Origin of the sequence: Sphingobacterium sp. CZ-UAM, assembly GCF_002000245.1 — a bacterium.
Taxonomy (GTDB): domain Bacteria; phylum Bacteroidota; class Bacteroidia; order Sphingobacteriales; family Sphingobacteriaceae; genus Sphingobacterium.
Window position 1 is genome coordinate 609,455 of sequence record NZ_MTCM01000001.1, and the last position, 16,197, is coordinate 625,651.

A 16,197-nucleotide genomic window follows, 5' to 3' on the forward strand; every position below is an offset into this window, starting at 1 on the left:
GTATGTTTGTATTTTTTTTATACATTTGTTAAGCTGAAATATGTGTTAAATCGGATCGAGAAATTCATTTGCCTATTCCGGCTATCGGCCAGTAGTGTTACGACCACTATTGGCTTTTTTTGGAATCGGACATTGGGTTGTGTATTATCTTGTTTCTACAATAAGCCTCCTTCCTTGCATTTCTACCTGAATGCTTTTAAACGTTTTTAATAGATTCAATACTTTTTCAAAAGGCCAGGAACGCGGTATCCTTCCCGTAAAGGTTTCCTTTGTCGCGGCGCCCTGATAATGGATGTCCACATTGTACCAACGGCCCAGTTCGTCGATGACGCTGCCGATATCGGCATCCGTAAAGTCAAAGTAGCCCTCTTTCCAGGCGATGATCTCGGCGGGGTCCACCTGTTTGACGGATAGGGAGCTGCCGGCCACGATACCTTGTTGACCGGGCTTGAGGACAATGCGCTGCAGGGCATTGCTCAGGGCGATGGAACCGCTCAGGAGGGTTGTTTTGGTCCTGGATTTGGCCTGGTAGGTATTGACGTTAAAGTGGGTGCCTAGCACTTCGATCGTTTGGTTTTCGGACTTCACCCGGAAAGGCATGGCGGCATTGTGTGCTACCTCAAAGTATACCTCGCCGCTGATCGTCACTTCCCGTGAATTACCGCGGAAGGCAGAGGGGTAGGTGATCGAAGATTGTGCATTCAGCCAGACCTGGGTGCCGTCCGCTAAGGTCAGCTGATACCTGCCGCCACGGGGGGTGGATAGGGTATTGACATGTACCTTGCTGACTTTATTGTCGGCGGTATAGACCAGGTTGCCCGGTTTGATTTTGTTGATATGAATATTTCCATCGCTGCTGAGCTCGCCGTTTTTGGATTCATCCAGCAGGATCTTTTGCCCATTGCCGAGTGTCAGGATGGCTTGATCCGTTGCGGGCTGGATCGTACTGCTTTGTGCCGCTGTGCTCAGGGATTGCTTGTCTGGCTGCTTCTTGAAGAGGTAAAATGAGGCAGCACAGAGCAGGATCAGCGATGCCGCTACTTGCCACAGCCTATTGCGCGGGTGTAGGAAAGCGTGCTTTTTGGGTATTTCTGCCGCTGGATTGATCTCTGGGCCCAGCTGATCGAAAATCTTTTCCTGCAATTGTTTTTTGCGGACGGCACGCTCCTCCGAGCTTAAACTGTTGGTGATATCCGGATTGCTTTCAAATGAGGCGTACCAGTCATCGAGCGTCTGGAGTTCCTCTTCCGTGATCGTTCCGGCTTCGTATTTCGCGAGTATGTCGAGTATGTATTGATTTTGATCGTCCATTTCCTTTGCTTTATACTAACTAGTACCCTAAGTCTTCAAAAGCGGGAACGGGAATTTCAAAAAAAATGAATTCGCTTAATTTTTGTGCATATAGAACAGCAGCAGCAGATAGAAAATATCCATTTGCTTTTCTTTGATCTCGGTGCGCATGATATGCATGGATTTGGTAATGTGCTTGCGCACCATGGCCACAGAAATATTCAGTTGGTCGGCGATATCCTGATTGGAACGTTTTTCGAAACGGCTCAATAGAAAGACCTCTTTGCAGGTGGCGGGCATTTTTTCGGTGATCTTAAAAATCTCGGCATGGATCTGTTTGGACTCGAGGATATTGTCGGGCTGGACCGGAGCGCTATGCCCGATGTAGGCTACAGTCTCGATGTATTTATCCTGGACTTTTTGCGCCCGATAGGTCTTAAAGACCTGAAATTTAATTGCTGTTTTTAAGTAGGCCTCCAGGGAATGGCTGAGCTGGATTTCCTTTCGCCGCAAATAAAAATTAACAAAAACATCTTGGACGATTTCCTCGGCCAGGGCAAGGGAGAGTGTCCTTTTGCCTGCCAGATTGATTAAGGGTTCCCAATAACGGTTATAGAGTTCGGAAAAAGCAGCTTTATTGTCTTTCAATTGGACCAAATCGAGCAGTTCCTGATCTGTAAGTGCTGTAAATTCACAATTAGCCATGATAATTAAGCAAAACCAAATATAGATAGGCAATTATACCTCTGCGTTTTACGAATATTAATAAATTATTAATCTTCATTTGGACTATTGCGCTGCCGGAGGGCTGCATTTTTTTTATACTTTATTTTTGACTATCGTTGTTTGATGGTCAAAAGTTTTTATATTTGTTATAATAAATAACAGAAGCTAACAAGGGGCTCATGGGGATGATCAGCCCGTGTTATGAATTTGGTTATGGACCAAAAATAATGTGCAACAATGAAGTATTACTTATTGACCTTTTCAGTTTCGGCCCAGGTGCTGGCCAAACGTGCCGATCTCATCAGCTATCTTAGTCGTCATATCGCTGACCTGAAATATATTTCCGCTGACTTGCAGGACAGGTTATGTACAATAACGGTACGGACCTTAAAACGCGACGAAGCCGCTATCTTGAACCTGATCGCCATCCGGGGATTTAAGGCTGCGTTTTTATCGGCGGTGGAGAGTACGTAGACGCGTATCACTGTCGAGAGCTTATCGCTGTCGAACGTGTATAACAGTGGAACGCATAATAACTGTCGAATGTGTATAACCGTCGATGGCAGTTTGATTATGATCTTGCTGGAAATAGCATGTTAATGGTGATCTTTGGAACTATTTGAAATTTAGCGAAAAGCATTTTTATTGTTTGGTTAACTAAATATTTTGTAGGTTTGCTGGATCTTACGATCCAGTTAATCATTGTATGATTTATATTTCTATGTTAAAATATTTAAGTGCTTTTGCTTTTTCGACCTTACTTATCATGAGTTGTTCAGATAAATACGAACAATTGGATCAAGATGAGGATAAGGAGCCTAAAGAAGAAATAGTAAGCCCCTTGCCATTGTCTCTTGTCGCGGACAAAAAAAATGCGGGGATCTATGATATGGTAGTCTTTAAATTGAAGGATACAACCATTCAGGAGGGTAAAGAATGGGCCTTGATGCCATTTAAATATAGCGAACTGGATTCGCTGGTCTGGGAAGTCGAAGGCGACTCCAAAACGTTTGATCTTTTGCGTAAAAAGGGCAACGGTTTTGAGTTTACTTCGGAATGGAGTCATAATTTTTACCTTCCCGGTACCTATAAAACCTTTTTATCGGGCTATAAGGACAATCTTAGGGTGGTGCGGGATTCGATGAAGGTGCATATTGCTGCCTCGGCCGATTTTCTGAATGTCCGTTGGGATCAGGTTAAAAATATAGATATAAATACAGGCTATACAAGCAACGGCACGGTAGGGCATGAATTTCAGATTCTGAATAGGAAGGAGAATGATATCCTATTCTCGGGACTGACAGTCACTTTTGATTCTACTGATTATAGACAACCAAATCCTGGTTTGGCTGCTAAAGAACGGACGGTGCTTGCAGCCTATATCACAGATTTGTATGGCAAAGCCGCTTTTGAGGGGGATGAAGCTGTTTTAAATCAGCAATTTAAGCAGCTTTTTAAAGCTTCCATACCGAAAGATAAAGTGCTGAAAATCTGGAAGACAGCGAAATCCAATATTGCCTTGGTGTATCTGAAAAGGGAGTATGATGGTCCATTTCAATATCGGATACACGCTGAACCCGTTGGTTAAGCTGATTTAAATTAACAACGAAACTTTTCTTTTCTTATCGGGCATCAATTCGAAGCGAATGGATTTTCCGGTCTGATCAGCCAGCATCATTGCGGAGGCGCGTATGGTTAATGATGCCGCGTTCCCCGTTGGTGGTAAGGAATATTTCTGTTAAAATCTGCTGCATGATTACCGCTGCTCGATGATAAGGCGGGATTTACATATTGCAGGGCAACAATATTGGGCGCATCTGCCTGGGACAGGTCAGGAAGCGGGCGATAACCTGGCGGACGCGCTTGTTTATTGCGGCGCTGCTGACCGTCTGTTTTTGTTGTTGTAGCCTGTTTTTTCCAATGTTTGAGTACCATCAGGGCAGTACCGGCGATTGCTGCAATAACTAATGTAATTTTCGTATTCATACCTGATCTTTTCTTAAGGGAACAAGTTTACTGCGTGGATAGTTTAGTGAAAAAACTAATATTACCTTGTTGTACCTCGAAGGGGCGGAGGACGATCGTTCATATCCATCTTGAGCTATTCCCTTTGGTTCTCGTGATTAATTTTCGTAAATTCTCACTTTCTAAATACGACAAGATGAAGTATGAAAAAGTATATCCGAAGGAAAGTATCAAGCAGCTCGTCTGCTTTTTCTGGAATTTTGAGGCTGATTTTGGAGCGGCATCTTCGTACTTACATTCATCTGTAGCGTCAATATATCCGAAATTAGCCTTTCAATATATTCCGGGAATGAAAATTTCCAACAATCATAAAATAAGCAATTTGTTCAACAGTGGTTTTCAGTCGCAAACTGATACCTTTTGCCAACTGTCTGCCGAACAAAAAGTAGGGATCTTTGGAATTTATTTTCAGCCGTACGCGATACCATTTCTCTTTGGTCTTCCGACATCCGAAATGACGAATCAACATATTGAAATAACTGCGTTATTGGGTAAGGATGGTGTTTTTTTGGAAGAAAAGATTTTGAACTGTGTCAATACACAGGAAAGGGTCGCTGTGATGACGGAATTTCTAGTACAAAGAATAAATAAATTTTCACCAAGGCTCGATGATACCATTGCTGCAATACAGCATATTGTTTTTCATAAGGGGAGCATGAAAATGACAGAAGTTCTCGGACAACAATTTCTATCTCAGCGGCAGTTTGAACGTAACTTTAAGTTATTGACAGGTTTTTCCCCTAAAAACTTTTCAAGAATTGTCCGTTTTGAGAAAAGTATCGAGACCGCCATGAATAAAGATCTGTCATTGACCGAAGTGGCCTTGCAGGCAGGTTATTTTGACCAATCACATATGATCAGAGAATTTCGAGCTTTTACGGGTAAAAAGCCTGCAACCTATTTTTCTGAGAACCTGTCCTTGTTCTTAAAAGAATAAATGTCGAATTTATACAATTTCAATTTATAAGCTGATGGTACTTTTGGGTATAAAAAAGAATCGGTCCTTTTTTTACTCATTATCAATTTAATCAATAGTTGTATGAATTCATATCATGAAAAAACGATCATCACGAATGGAATTTCCATTTACACAGAGTCTTTTGGACAACCAGAAAATCCTGCGATTTTATTAATTGCCGGGGCCACGGTGTCGCTATTATACTGGGATAAGGAGTTTTGTGAAAGATTAGCCCAACAGGGATTTTTTGTCATTCGGTACGACAACAGAGACGTCGGTAAATCAATGACAGGAAAACCGGGTTCCATCTCCTACAGTGTAGAGGACCTCGCTGATGATGCCATTCATATTTTAGACGGCTATGCTATCAGACAAGCGGCTATTATGGGAATTTCATTAGGTGGTTTGATCGCCCAGATTATAGCGATCAAGTATCCTGAACGGGTTAGTTCACTCGCTTTAATGTCTACTGGACCATGGGGGACACCTGATCCAAATATTCCTGAAATGGATCAGCAGATTATTGATTTTCAGCTCAAAGCATCAGCTGTTAATTGGGACGATGAAGAAGCCACATTAAAATATATGCTGGAAAGTTCGCGTTTGATGGCTGGCCAAAAAACAGTAAACTATGCGAAAGAAGAAGAAAGAATCCGGGCGGATTTTCATCGATCCATAAACTACAGAAGCATGTTTAACCATGCCCTGCTGCAAGGTGGGGAGGCCTATTATGATCGCTTAAATGAGATCAAATCACCAACATTGATCATCCATGGTTCTGATGATAAAATATGGCATTTTGGACATACGGACAAGCTATTATCGGAGATTAAAAATTCGGAACTTTTGAAGTTAGATGGTACCGGGCATGAACTGCATGAGAACGATTGGGATATGATCATAGAGAGATTGAGTGAGTTCATGGATTAGTCCAAGGAAATTATGAAAAATGTGGGTTTTTAGTATCTAAATTAACAAAAAATAAAAATCTTATGTCATTTCAAACCTATATTAAAAACATTGAAGAAAAAACGGGAAAGTCCCGAGCTGATTTTGGAAAGTTCGCTATTGAAAAAGGGTTTACTGAGGCCGGAAAATTAAAGACAGGGATAAAAGCAACCCAAATCGTTAATTGGCTTAAAAAGGATTTCGAATTAGGTCATGGCTATGCCACTGCGATGTATGCCTATATTACGGGCAAATGGGAGTAAAATACTTGAAGGATCAGTAATATAATGATTAGGTTCTAATCCGTCTCAGCTCTCGAAAACAAATCCTGTATTAATTTTTCATTTTCACAGGCTTCTTTAAATGCGATGATAAATGTTTTCAGCGCATCGGCATTTGTTGAATATGCACAAAACATATCCGATTCAGGGTCAAACTTAACGACCTTTGTATCTTTTCCATTTTTCATCGAAATTGTTTAAAGCTTCTTAAATTCGAATGGAATTTGTAGACTATCTCCTGAAACTGTCGCTTTTAATTGGTCGCCATCTCGCCAATATTTAATTCTGTTCGGAAATGGCAAGGAATCATTTTTGCATTCAAATTGATCTGTATTTATGGCGCTCATTTTAAATGAAATATAATCCTTCTCGTCGGGTGTTTTTACACGTAACTTCCAATTATCGTAGCTCTTTATGATATCCATTTTTTCTTGATTGACGGTGTCATTGTTTTGTAGCGTGAAAGAAAAGCCAGTGTAGGTTGAATCGTTAATTTTCCCCCAATTCTCAAATGTTCTTTTACCGGCCGCTTCATTGGTGCGTTCCCATTTTCCCAATAACCAATCAAAATTTTCTGATTTCTCATTTTGTCTGTTTGTGCATTGTATAAAAACAAAAGCAATTACGACCATTATTGAAACTTTCATTATTTTCTTCATTTTAATTTCCAAAAAATGCGGTATAAAAGTCAAGGGAGCGGGGAGTCTTAAAAAAATAGCTAATAATAGTTTAAATTTAATAAAAATTTCGAGTTCCGAAAATATTAAACCTCGTTGATTGCAATGCAAAAGTTTTGAAAGATGTGCAATCCCTTCTAGCGATATGCTGTATACCCCATGTCTGATAAAATTTTAAACAATCGATTGCATGACTTTTAATTTTTTGCAATTTGATTAAATCTCCTATATTTCGCCGACAGAACTGTTTTATAAACAATGGGTAGTACCGATCACCTAAGTAAAGAACATGCTTTTAAGGCTCTTTTTGACCAATACAAAGATGATGTGTTTGGTTATGCTTTACGTTTTTTTAGGTCGCGGGAACTATCCGAAGAATTGGTGCAGGATGTTTTTATGAAACTTTGGCTCAACTGGGAGTCAATCGATAGGGATAAAAATATCAAGTCTTATATCTTCACCATTGCCAAACATACCATTTACAACAAATTGAAGTCTTTTGTGGTACAGCAGACTTATTTGAACGACGTTTTCTACAACTATTCCATCGAAAGCAATGCGGTCGAAGAACTCGTCCATTATAAAGAATTGAAAGGGATCTATGATCAGGCGGTAGATAAGCTGCCTAGCCAGCGGCAGCGCATCTTTAGACTGAGCCGCGAAGAGAATTTGAGCCATGAGGAAATTGCTGAACAACTGCAGATCTCAAAAAATACCGTCAAGGACCAAATGGTGAAATCACTTAAGTTTATACGCCATTACCTGGAAGTAAATGCAAATTTAACAAGCTTATTGTTAGTGTTTTATCATTATATTCAAAAAAAATAAAAAAAGGGGATCGTCCCTCGAAGTGACTTGGTTGTATTAGCTCTATATAACCGAGTAAATATGATGACCAACCAAGAAGTAACCGCGCTTTATATCAAATTTATCCAAGGGCAGTGCACCCAGGCTGAAATAGATGTATTGCTATCAGTCCTTAGAGAGGAACAGTATAGGGATGCTTTTCCTGAATATGATCAGATTGCCCCATTTATTACCAAAAAAGATGTACTGAAAGTGGATGCTTCGGACCGGATTTTTGCAGCTATTCTCGAGACTGAAATTCCAGCTCAACCAGTTGCAGATCCACGATTCAGTTCCGGAAGGTGGTGGGCGGTGGCAGCCTCATTGCTGTTGCTATCCGGAATTTATTATCTCTTTACGGTACAGCAGATCCCCAAAAATATCAAAACGGTCTATCGCGCAGCAGATGAAAAGAAAATCTATCAACTTCCGGATGGGACAGCGGTTACACTGGACAAAGGTTCCGAGCTCGAGGTATCCAACCATTTCGGTATAGATTCTATCCGGGAGGTCTGGATTAAAGGGGATGGCTACTTCAGTGTCGCTCATAACAAGAAAAAACCTTTTATTGTGCATACCCTTGCCGGCATGAATGTCAAAGTATTGGGCACAGAATTTAATGTGAGTGCCTGGAAAGATAAAGCATATGTGGTGCTCAATAAAGGTAGTGTCGAAGTGAATGCCGCGGATCAGCAGCTGCGACTGCAACCGGGGGAGAAAGCTCTTTTCAGCTCTTTGGAGCAGCGAATGGAAAAAAAATCGGTGGATACGGTCTTCTATAACGCCTGGAAAAATAACTTGCTGGCTTTTAATAATGATGTGCTGAAAGATGTGGTGCAGAAAATAGGGCGTCAATATTCTTGCTCCATTGAAATCGCAGATGCCAATTTATCGCGGATGACATTTACGGGCTATATACCGCGGAATGACCTGAAACTGGCCTTGAATACCTTAAGTAAATCATTGAATTGTACCGTGGAGCTCATCGACGGTAAATATATTATTGAACCCAACCAATTAAACTAATTATTATGAGTAAAATTCTGAAAGGAATTGCTGGGCCGACATTTGTCCTGACGGCACTGGCAATGTCTCCTGCTGCCCTGGCCTGGGGGAGCACCTGGCGCGAAGGGGTTGCTATGCAACGTGTGGAAACCTCAAAATCTATCATCCATTTGCTGAATAAAATTGAACGAAAATTCAATGTAAAATTTAGTTACAGCCCGGATTTGATTAAAGAGATTTCGGCCAATGGCTCTGAAACACCAAAGTCAAAAGGGGAGCTTATCCAATTTTTACAAGAATTGATGCCGGATGCCACAGTCACCAAACTAAATAATGAGCTGTACTCCATTGCGCCCCGCGAACGTCGTACTTCAAACTTAAATGCGATGGAATCTACCACAAATAACATCGCTGAGCAACAGCAAGGGATTAGGGGTACTGTCAGAAACGGTAAAGGGGAAATCATCAGTGGTGTAAGCGTCACCATAATTGGCAGGACAACTAGCACCAAGACCGGCGAAGATGGTCGTTTCGTTCTGGAAAAAGCTGCAATTGGTGACCGACTGGTCTTTAGCTCGGTGGGCTACGACCGGCAGGAACTTATGCTGGAAAATCTAGGCGAACTAAAAATCGTATTATCATCTTCCAACGTCGGTCTGGATGAAGTGGTCGTTGTCGGTTATGGTAATCAGAAGAAGCGAAATATCACAGGTTCCATTTCCAGCGTATCGGGCAAGGATCTGAATACCTTCCCTACGTCCAATATTACCAACGCCCTTGCCGGACGTGTGAACGGGGTATTTGCTAGCCAGCGCAGTGGTGGTCCCGGTTCGGGTTCGGATATTGTCATCCGCGGTAAAAGTACGACCAATGGTACTGCTCCGCTGTATGTCATCGATGGTATCCCGCGTACGCTCAATGATTTTCAGGCGCTGAGCACCGAAGAGATCGAAACAATTTCCATTCTGAAGGACGCCACATCGGCTGCGGTATATGGGGCCCGGGCGGCAAATGGTGTCGTGTTGGTCACCACCAAGCGCGGCAGTATGCAGGCGCCCGTCATCAGCTATTCCTCTTTTGTGGGAAAAGATACCTATACCCGCGTGCCCGAAAGAATGAACGCCTATGAACATTCGATCTATAGAAATAGGGTAGCCAAATTCAACAATCTCCCATTGACGGATCCAAGTTATTATACGGATGATGAAATCCAATATTTTAAGGACAATCAGACCAATTACGACTGGTTTAAAGGAGCCTGGCATAATCCCGTTTATACCAAACATGATCTGACCGTGAATGGCGGTAGCGAAAATATCCGTTATTTCTCTTCCATTGGCTATTATTATCAGGATGGCGCGTTCAACAACCTGAACTATAACCGCTATAACCTGCGGTCGAATGTCGATGCAAAGATTTCCGAAAGGCTGAGTGTGTCGCTCAACCTGGATGCCTCCCTACAAGGGCGTTCAAGACCTTATTGGCCTTACGATGGTGGTGATGATGACCGAATGTTTGACCTCTATCGCGGCCTGCTTAACAAACCGCCGATGATGCCCTGGAAAATCGGTGATAACTATGTGCGAGCCTACCAACAATGGAATCCCATTGCACTGATTGACAACGGCGGCTTTAGCAAATGGAACCGTAATACCTTCAATGGGCTTCTGCGCCTAGATTATAAAATACCGGGTATTGAAGGACTGAAAGCCAATGCAACAATGAACTACCGGAAATACTATGATTACAATAAAACCGTTCGGAAGAAATATAATGTGGCCGAGTTTGAAACAACAGGCGGACACAACCATCTCACAACGGATAAGGTAATCCGGACTTTGCAGCTGGGTGACTGGGAAAACAGTGCCTATGCATCCTTTAATCAAAATAATTCCTATACCCTGAATCTTTCCTTGGATTATAACCGCGTATTTGGTAAGCACGCGGTGACCGGACTTTTTCTGTACGAACAGAGCGAGGGTAATACGGCTTATCTCTACGGATTCCGAAATAAAATGCTGTCCACTTCGATCGAACAGCTCTTCATCGGTGATGCCGCCGCGGAAAATAAGGATGCGACGGGAAGTGAAACCGAAACTGGTCGGCTGGGTTACGTAGGCCGTTTTACGTACGGTTATGACAATCGCTATCTTCTGGAGGCAAATTTCAGGTACGATGCCTCGTTAAAATTTGCTCCCGAAGGACGTTGGGGCTTTTTTCCTTCTGTTGCAGTAGGTTGGGTGTTGTCAGAGGAATCTTTTGTTAAAGATCGATGGACCTTTGTGGACAACCTCAAACTCCGTATTTCCCATGGATTACTGGGTAATGATGGTGGCGACAATGTAGCCGAATATGGCTATATCAATCGTTATTCGACTACCTCAGGTGCTATATTTGGCGGTGCCACAGTAGGAATTATGCCTGGGGCTTTGCCGAATTATGCTATTACATGGGAAAAGACGCGTATTACCAATGTTGGAATTGACTTTGGCTTTTTGAAGGGGGCACTCAATGGTTCCCTGGAATATTTTCAAAAACATACCTATGATATTCTGGGATCCCGCATAGCATCAACACCTAATACTTTCGGAGCTCTTTTACCGAGGGAAAATTATGGTATTGTCAACAACTACGGAATTGAGTTCTCGCTACGTCATGATCGACAGATCAATAAGGATCTAAGTTATTTTATCGGTGGAAACTTCAGTTTTGCACGCAATAAAGTGGAAAAGTGGGATGTCTCCCCTGGAGCTTTTAACTTTGAACAACGTGTGGGTAGACCAATCGATTTTATCACGGGCTACCAATCGGATGGGATCGCTCGTACAGCGTCAGACCTCGCAGGGCTGCCTAAATACAATGGATTTAACTATAGTCTGGGCGATATAATGCTCAAGGACCAAAATGGAGATGCTGATATTACTGGCGCTGATAGAATAGTCTTAAGTAAAAAAAGCATTAACCCAGAAATCATTTATGGGTTTACTTTAGGTGGCAAATGGAAAGGACTTGATTTGAATGCATTTTTCCAAGGTGTGGCCAATCGAGAGATTATGTTCCCCAATCGAGCTGATCTATGGGACGAGCAGGCTGTACTCCGTATTTTCACGGATAGCTGGTCGCCGGAGACTCCAAATGCTAACTATCCTCGCGTAGGTGGTATCGGTGCCAGTAGTCTTGGCGCCAGCAGGGAGGCCTCGTCATTCTGGTTAATGAATGGCAACTACATGCGGTTGAAAAATCTGGAGATAGGCTATACACTCAGTGAATCATTGATAAAACGCCAGGGAATTGGCGGATTGCGGGTGTATGTTTCAGGAACCAATCTACTGACGTTTGATCGTGTCAAGATTGCCGATCCGGAGGCAATAGCAGGTAATTACGGTGTGTACCAGTATCCGATCATGAAAAGTATTACGGCTGGCTTATCCTTCAAATTTTAAACCTAATGATAAACTAATCTTTTTGAGCAATGAAAAATTTTAATACACTATATAGCTTGATAACAGTTGGGGCACTCGCGATGAGTTCGTGCAGCAAGGTGCTGGACAAGAATGACCTATCTGCGATCAGCGAACCTGTGGTATGGTCGGATCCCAAATTGGCGACTGCCTTTGTCAACAATATATATACGACACTGCCAGGTTGGGATGTCGGTCTGGCAGATGCAACGGATGAAGCATCCAGGAAAACAAATTGGATTGATGGAACGACAACTATTGATAATGGTGGGCCTGGATACTGGCCCTATAGTGATATCCGAAAAATGAATATTTTCCTAAAGGAAATTGATGGATCTCAGAGTACCATTGCCCCCGAAACACGTAAGGTACTGAAAGGACAAGTGCGCTTTATTCGGGCATATACCTATTTTGAGATGGTGAAACGTTATGGTGGTGTACCGTTGATCTTAACACCGCAGGAACGTACCGAGAATCTGCTTGTGGAACGCAATAGTACAAAAGAATGTTTTGATTTTATCATCAACGAACTAAATCAGGCTGCCGATGAGCTTCCCGTAAAATATACGTCTGCAGATGATCTTGGAAGGATTACCAAAGCTACGGCATTGGCAATGAAGGGCCGTGTGCTATTGTTTCGCGCCAGCCCACAGTTTAACCCGAATAATACGATATCCCTCTGGGAGACGGCTTACAAAGCCAATCAAGAAGCATTGTCCTTTCTCAATGCTAACGGCTATGGCTTGGTTGCTAAATATGACAACGCAAGTTTATTTCTGGCTGAGATGAACAAGGAGGTGATTTTTGCCATCCGATATCTGCAACCTGGACGCAGCCAAAATCGGGATGCTGCGGTTCGCCCCATTGATTTTACAGCAAATGCAACGGGCGGCTGCCATCCGATACAGAAACTCGTGGATGCCTTTCCGCTTAAAAGCGGCAAGAAAGTACAGTGGAATAGCCCGCAATTTAAAGGTGATGCCACCCTGAGCTGGCAGAATCGGGATGACCGATTTTATACGACCATTGCGTACAACGGAGCCAGTTACCTGGGTACAACTATGGCGCTTTATGATAATGCGCAAAATGGCTATGCATATGGTAAGCAAAATGGTTCATTGACAGGTTATTATTCGCGTAAGGCTGTCGATGAATCTTTGGATATCACCAATTCGCAGATCTCGGGAACTGATTTTATTGAAATGCGCTATGCCGAAGTGCTAATGAATATGGCGGAAGCGGCCTTGGAGACTGGCCGTCTGGTTGAAGCTTTTGATGCGCTCAAAGCTATTCGCAAACGGGCGGGAATTGCCGAAATAACAGTCGGGGATCCTGAACTGGCGGGCAAGCTTTATGGACTGAGCCCTGGCATGGGACAGACAGAAATGCGTCAGGCAGTACGAGATGAACGCTATATTGAATTTGCATTTGAGCAAAAGCGCCTCTGGGATCTCCGCAGATGGAAAGCCATGGATCAGATCATGGTAGGCCAACAAAAACGCTTTGCATTAGTCTTGCATCAGCAGGCTGGAGCACCAGGTGGGTATACGTATACCTTAACCGAACGTGATTTTTCACCGATGATCTATAACCAGAATATGTATTTTCTACCTTTATCTACAGCGACCATGCAGGGCAATGCAAAATTGCAGCAGACAAAGGGCTGGGGAAATGGTATATTTGATCCATTGGCAGGATTATAAACCCAATAAAATACGAGCGCCCTGCTCCAATACCAGCAGGGCAATACTGAAAGGACGATTACTTTCCTAATTTATACAGAACATGAGATTTAAGCTAATTATACTTGCACTGGCATGGATAGCCACGGAAAATGGATTCGCACAGAACAAAGAAAATAAAACACAGGACTGGCTGATCAATACTGCTGCGCCGTATCAATCCCGCATCACCCTTGCGGGGCAGGATATTGTCCTGGACAATGGGCTCGTGCGCCGTTCCTTTCGCATCAGCCCCAATGCCTTCTGCTATGATTATACCAACCTGACCACGGGCCAGCAACTGATTCGTGCCGTACAGCCCGAAGCGCAGCTGCAGCTCAACGGCAAGTGGTATAATGTCGGCGGTGTGGACGGACAGAAGGAGCGGGCTTACCTACGGCCGGAATGGATGCCGGGCTTTACGGCCAATGCCAACGATTTTAGTTATGTCAAACATGAGATCGCAGAACTGGATCCCTTATTGCCCTGGAAAGGAGATAAGTGGTGGTCTACACATAAAGCCGCTGGAAAAGGGAAGGTGCTGACCTTTACCTATGCTGCCCCGGCAAATGCGGCATTGAATGGGGTTGAGGTCAAGGTGCATTATGCCATTTACGACGGTATTCCCTTGATCAGCAAATGGGTAACGGTGCAGAATCACAGCAAGCAGACCGTGCAGATTAACCAGGTGATCAACGAAAAACTGGCGCTGGTCGAAGAGGAAAGTGCCGTAGTGGGCTCAGTTGAAGATATGAAGAAGCAGCATGGCCTGTACGTCGAAAGCAATTTTGCTTTCAACAATGCGATGCGGTACCACCTGAGCGATCAGTCGCTGCACTGGAAAGCGGATTCTACTTATACTTCTCAGGTGAATTACAACCTGAAAACACCGGCCATCCTGGAAATATACCCGACAGTGGGAGTTGGCATCAAACTGGCCGCTGAGGAAAACTTCAGTTCCATCCGCTCCTGGGAACTGCTGATGGATAGTTATGACCGGGAGCGCCGTGGACTGGCCATCCGAAAGATGTACAGGACTATTGCGCCTTGGACCACTGCCAATCCGATCTTTATGCACCTGGTAAGCAAAAAAGACGAACAGGTGTACAGCGCCATAGACCAGTGCGCGGCCACAGGCTATGAAGCCCTGATCCTTAGCTTTGGTAGCCATGTCAATATGGAGGATACAACAGCCGCGAACCTCGCCGCGCTGAAAAAGCTGGCGGATTATGCACACAGCAAAAATATTAAAATAGGGGCTTATTCCTTGTTCAGCTCCCGCAAGATCAGCGAAGCGGATGATATCATCAACCCCAAAACGGGAAAAACGGGGGGCACATTTTTTGAAAATGCACCTTGTTTCGGTTCCAACTGGGGGATAGGCTATGCGCAACGGATCAAGACCTTCTTTGAAAAAACGGGATTTGACATCTGGGAAAATGACGGCCCCTTTCCGGGGGATCAATGCGCCTCGACAAGTCATCCCGGTCACCATGGCCTGGAGGATAGCCAATGGGTGCAGTTTAATATGCAAAAACAACTTTATCATTGGCTGAATGCGCGAGGTGTGTATATCAATTCCCCGGACTGGTACTTTTTGGACGGTTCCAACAAGACCGGAATCGGCTACCGGGAGGTCAACTTTTCATTGCCCCGTGAGAACCAGCGTATCCTCAACCGGCAGAATATCTATGACGCGCTCTGGGAACAGAACCCGTCCATGGGCTGGGGATTTGTGCCCTTAACAGCTTATCAGGGTGGCGGAAAAGAAGCGGTACTGGAACCTTTGCATGAGCATCGGGAGGATTATAAACAACTGATGATGCAATATTATGGCGCCGGTGTGCAGGCCTGCTACCGCGGGCCGCGCCTCTATGATACGGAGCAGACCAAGCAGACGGTCATTGAGGTGATCCAATGGTATAAAAAGTACCGTAACATCCTCAACGCTGACCTGATCCACCTACGCCGTGCAGATGGTCGCGACTGGGACGGCTTCTTGCATGTGAATGCCTCGGAGAAGGGGATCAAGGGATTGGGTATGCTGTTTAACCCATTGAAAACGGCCATCACACGGACCATTGAACTACCGCTTTACTATACCGGATTAACGGGGCAGGCGAAAATAAGCTTTGATGACAAGGCCGTAAAAACAGCGTCTTTGGATCACCGCGCTAATACAACGATCACCCTGACCATACCGGCCGAGAGTTACCGCTGGTTTACCGTGGAATAGATAAAGCCTACTGGACAAAAAAT

At 43.8% G+C, this 16,197-nt stretch carries 15 protein-coding genes; 10 read left to right on the forward strand and 5 right to left on the reverse strand.

Features of this window, described 5'->3' with window-relative positions; genetic code table 11:
• Positions 1–144: 144 nt before the first annotated feature.
• Complete coding sequence (locus BWD42_RS02530) at positions 145–1,311, reverse strand: FecR family protein (protein WP_077432899.1); 1,167 nt, start codon at positions 1,309–1,311, stop codon at positions 145–147.
• Between the two features lie 75 nt (positions 1,312–1,386).
• A complete protein-coding gene (locus tag BWD42_RS02535; protein WP_077432900.1) occupies positions 1,387–1,995 on the reverse strand; it encodes an RNA polymerase sigma factor in 609 nt (202 codons plus the stop codon).
• Between the two features lie 258 nt (positions 1,996–2,253).
• Between BWD42_RS02535 and BWD42_RS02540 the strand changes: the two genes are divergently transcribed.
• Positions 2,254–2,490 carry a hypothetical protein gene (locus BWD42_RS02540; protein ID WP_077432901.1) on the forward strand — a complete coding sequence of 79 codons (237 nt, stop codon included), beginning with the start codon at positions 2,254–2,256 and terminating at the stop codon, positions 2,488–2,490.
• Positions 2,491–2,737: 247 nt separating this feature from the next.
• Positions 2,738–3,604: a hypothetical protein gene (locus tag BWD42_RS02545; protein WP_139350995.1), complete on the forward strand. Its 867-nt coding sequence runs from the start codon at positions 2,738–2,740 to the stop codon at positions 3,602–3,604.
• A gap of 107 nt (positions 3,605–3,711) precedes the next feature.
• On the opposite strand, the gene BWD42_RS02550 is transcribed toward BWD42_RS02545, so the two are convergent.
• Positions 3,712–4,002: a hypothetical protein gene (locus tag BWD42_RS02550; RefSeq protein WP_077432903.1), complete on the reverse strand. Its 291-nt coding sequence runs from the start codon at positions 4,000–4,002 to the stop codon at positions 3,712–3,714.
• Between the two features lie 175 nt (positions 4,003–4,177).
• Between BWD42_RS02550 and BWD42_RS02555 the strand changes: the two genes are divergently transcribed.
• The 3 genes from BWD42_RS02555 to BWD42_RS02565 all read left to right on the forward strand — a co-directional run bounded on the left by BWD42_RS02555 (position 4,178) and on the right by BWD42_RS02565 (position 6,210).
• Entirely contained in the window at positions 4,178–4,978 is an 801-nt protein-coding gene (locus tag BWD42_RS02555; RefSeq protein ID WP_077432904.1) for a helix-turn-helix domain-containing protein, read from the forward strand.
• Between the two features lie 102 nt (positions 4,979–5,080).
• Entirely contained in the window at positions 5,081–5,929 is an 849-nt protein-coding gene (gene estT / locus BWD42_RS02560; protein WP_077432905.1) for a macrolide hydrolase EstT, read from the forward strand.
• Between the two features lie 62 nt (positions 5,930–5,991).
• Positions 5,992–6,210, forward strand: a complete 219-nt coding sequence (locus BWD42_RS02565) for a DUF4287 domain-containing protein (protein WP_077432906.1) — start codon at positions 5,992–5,994, stop codon at positions 6,208–6,210.
• Between the two features lie 35 nt (positions 6,211–6,245).
• Here BWD42_RS02565 and BWD42_RS02570 read toward each other — a convergent pair whose 3' ends face one another.
• Together BWD42_RS02570 and BWD42_RS02575 are read right to left on the reverse strand one after the other, a co-directional pair.
• A complete protein-coding gene (locus BWD42_RS02570) occupies positions 6,246–6,416 on the reverse strand; it encodes an Imm51 family immunity protein (RefSeq protein ID WP_077432907.1) in 171 nt (56 codons plus the stop codon).
• Between the two features lie 9 nt (positions 6,417–6,425).
• A complete protein-coding gene (locus BWD42_RS02575; RefSeq protein ID WP_254846161.1) occupies positions 6,426–6,875 on the reverse strand; it encodes a DUF6265 family protein in 450 nt (149 codons plus the stop codon).
• A gap of 288 nt (positions 6,876–7,163) precedes the next feature.
• On the opposite strand from BWD42_RS02575, the gene BWD42_RS02580 reads away from it, so the two are divergent.
• The 5 genes from BWD42_RS02580 (at position 7,164) to BWD42_RS02600 (ending at position 16,174) form a co-directional block, all read left to right on the forward strand.
• Positions 7,164–7,733 (forward strand): RNA polymerase sigma-70 factor, encoded by a 570-nt coding sequence (locus tag BWD42_RS02580; RefSeq protein WP_077432909.1) that lies wholly within the window; start codon positions 7,164–7,166, stop codon positions 7,731–7,733.
• A 60-nt stretch (positions 7,734–7,793) separates the two neighbouring features.
• Positions 7,794–8,777, forward strand: coding sequence for a FecR family protein (locus BWD42_RS02585; RefSeq protein ID WP_077432910.1), 984 nt, complete (start codon positions 7,794–7,796; stop codon positions 8,775–8,777).
• Positions 8,778–8,782: 5 nt separating this feature from the next.
• Complete coding sequence (locus tag BWD42_RS02590; protein ID WP_077432911.1) at positions 8,783–12,199, forward strand: SusC/RagA family TonB-linked outer membrane protein; 3,417 nt, start codon at positions 8,783–8,785, stop codon at positions 12,197–12,199.
• Positions 12,200–12,228: 29 nt separating this feature from the next.
• Positions 12,229–13,920, forward strand: coding sequence for a RagB/SusD family nutrient uptake outer membrane protein (locus tag BWD42_RS02595; protein WP_077432912.1), 1,692 nt, complete (start codon positions 12,229–12,231; stop codon positions 13,918–13,920).
• Positions 13,921–14,002: 82 nt separating this feature from the next.
• The gene (locus tag BWD42_RS02600) at positions 14,003–16,174 is read left to right on the forward strand and encodes an alpha-galactosidase (protein ID WP_077432913.1); all 2,172 of its coding nucleotides are present in this window, start codon (positions 14,003–14,005) and stop codon (positions 16,172–16,174) included.
• Positions 16,175–16,197 lie beyond the last annotated feature (23 nt).

Excerpts from the sequence above, each read along its gene's own strand:
- BWD42_RS02530 (WP_077432899.1), bottom strand. The coding sequence starts at position 1,311 with ATGGACGATCAAAATCAATACATACTCGACATACTCGCGAAATACGAA.
- BWD42_RS02535 (WP_077432900.1), bottom strand. The coding sequence starts at position 1,995 with ATGGCTAATTGTGAATTTACAGCACTTACAGATCAGGAACTGCTCGAT.
- BWD42_RS02540 (WP_077432901.1), top strand. The coding sequence starts at position 2,254 with ATGAAGTATTACTTATTGACCTTTTCAGTTTCGGCCCAGGTGCTGGCC.
- BWD42_RS02545 (WP_139350995.1), top strand. The coding sequence starts at position 2,738 with ATGTTAAAATATTTAAGTGCTTTTGCTTTTTCGACCTTACTTATCATG.
- BWD42_RS02550 (WP_077432903.1), bottom strand. The coding sequence starts at position 4,002 with ATGAATACGAAAATTACATTAGTTATTGCAGCAATCGCCGGTACTGCC.
- BWD42_RS02555 (WP_077432904.1), top strand. The coding sequence starts at position 4,178 with ATGAAGTATGAAAAAGTATATCCGAAGGAAAGTATCAAGCAGCTCGTC.
- estT (WP_077432905.1), top strand. The coding sequence starts at position 5,081 with ATGAATTCATATCATGAAAAAACGATCATCACGAATGGAATTTCCATT.
- BWD42_RS02565 (WP_077432906.1), top strand. The coding sequence starts at position 5,992 with ATGTCATTTCAAACCTATATTAAAAACATTGAAGAAAAAACGGGAAAG.
- BWD42_RS02570 (WP_077432907.1), bottom strand. The coding sequence starts at position 6,416 with ATGAAAAATGGAAAAGATACAAAGGTCGTTAAGTTTGACCCTGAATCG.
- BWD42_RS02575 (WP_254846161.1), bottom strand. The coding sequence starts at position 6,875 with ATGAAAGTTTCAATAATGGTCGTAATTGCTTTTGTTTTTATACAATGC.
- BWD42_RS02580 (WP_077432909.1), top strand. The coding sequence starts at position 7,164 with ATGGGTAGTACCGATCACCTAAGTAAAGAACATGCTTTTAAGGCTCTT.
- BWD42_RS02585 (WP_077432910.1), top strand. The coding sequence starts at position 7,794 with ATGATGACCAACCAAGAAGTAACCGCGCTTTATATCAAATTTATCCAA.
- BWD42_RS02590 (WP_077432911.1), top strand. The coding sequence starts at position 8,783 with ATGAGTAAAATTCTGAAAGGAATTGCTGGGCCGACATTTGTCCTGACG.
- BWD42_RS02595 (WP_077432912.1), top strand. The coding sequence starts at position 12,229 with ATGAAAAATTTTAATACACTATATAGCTTGATAACAGTTGGGGCACTC.
- BWD42_RS02600 (WP_077432913.1), top strand. The coding sequence starts at position 14,003 with ATGAGATTTAAGCTAATTATACTTGCACTGGCATGGATAGCCACGGAA.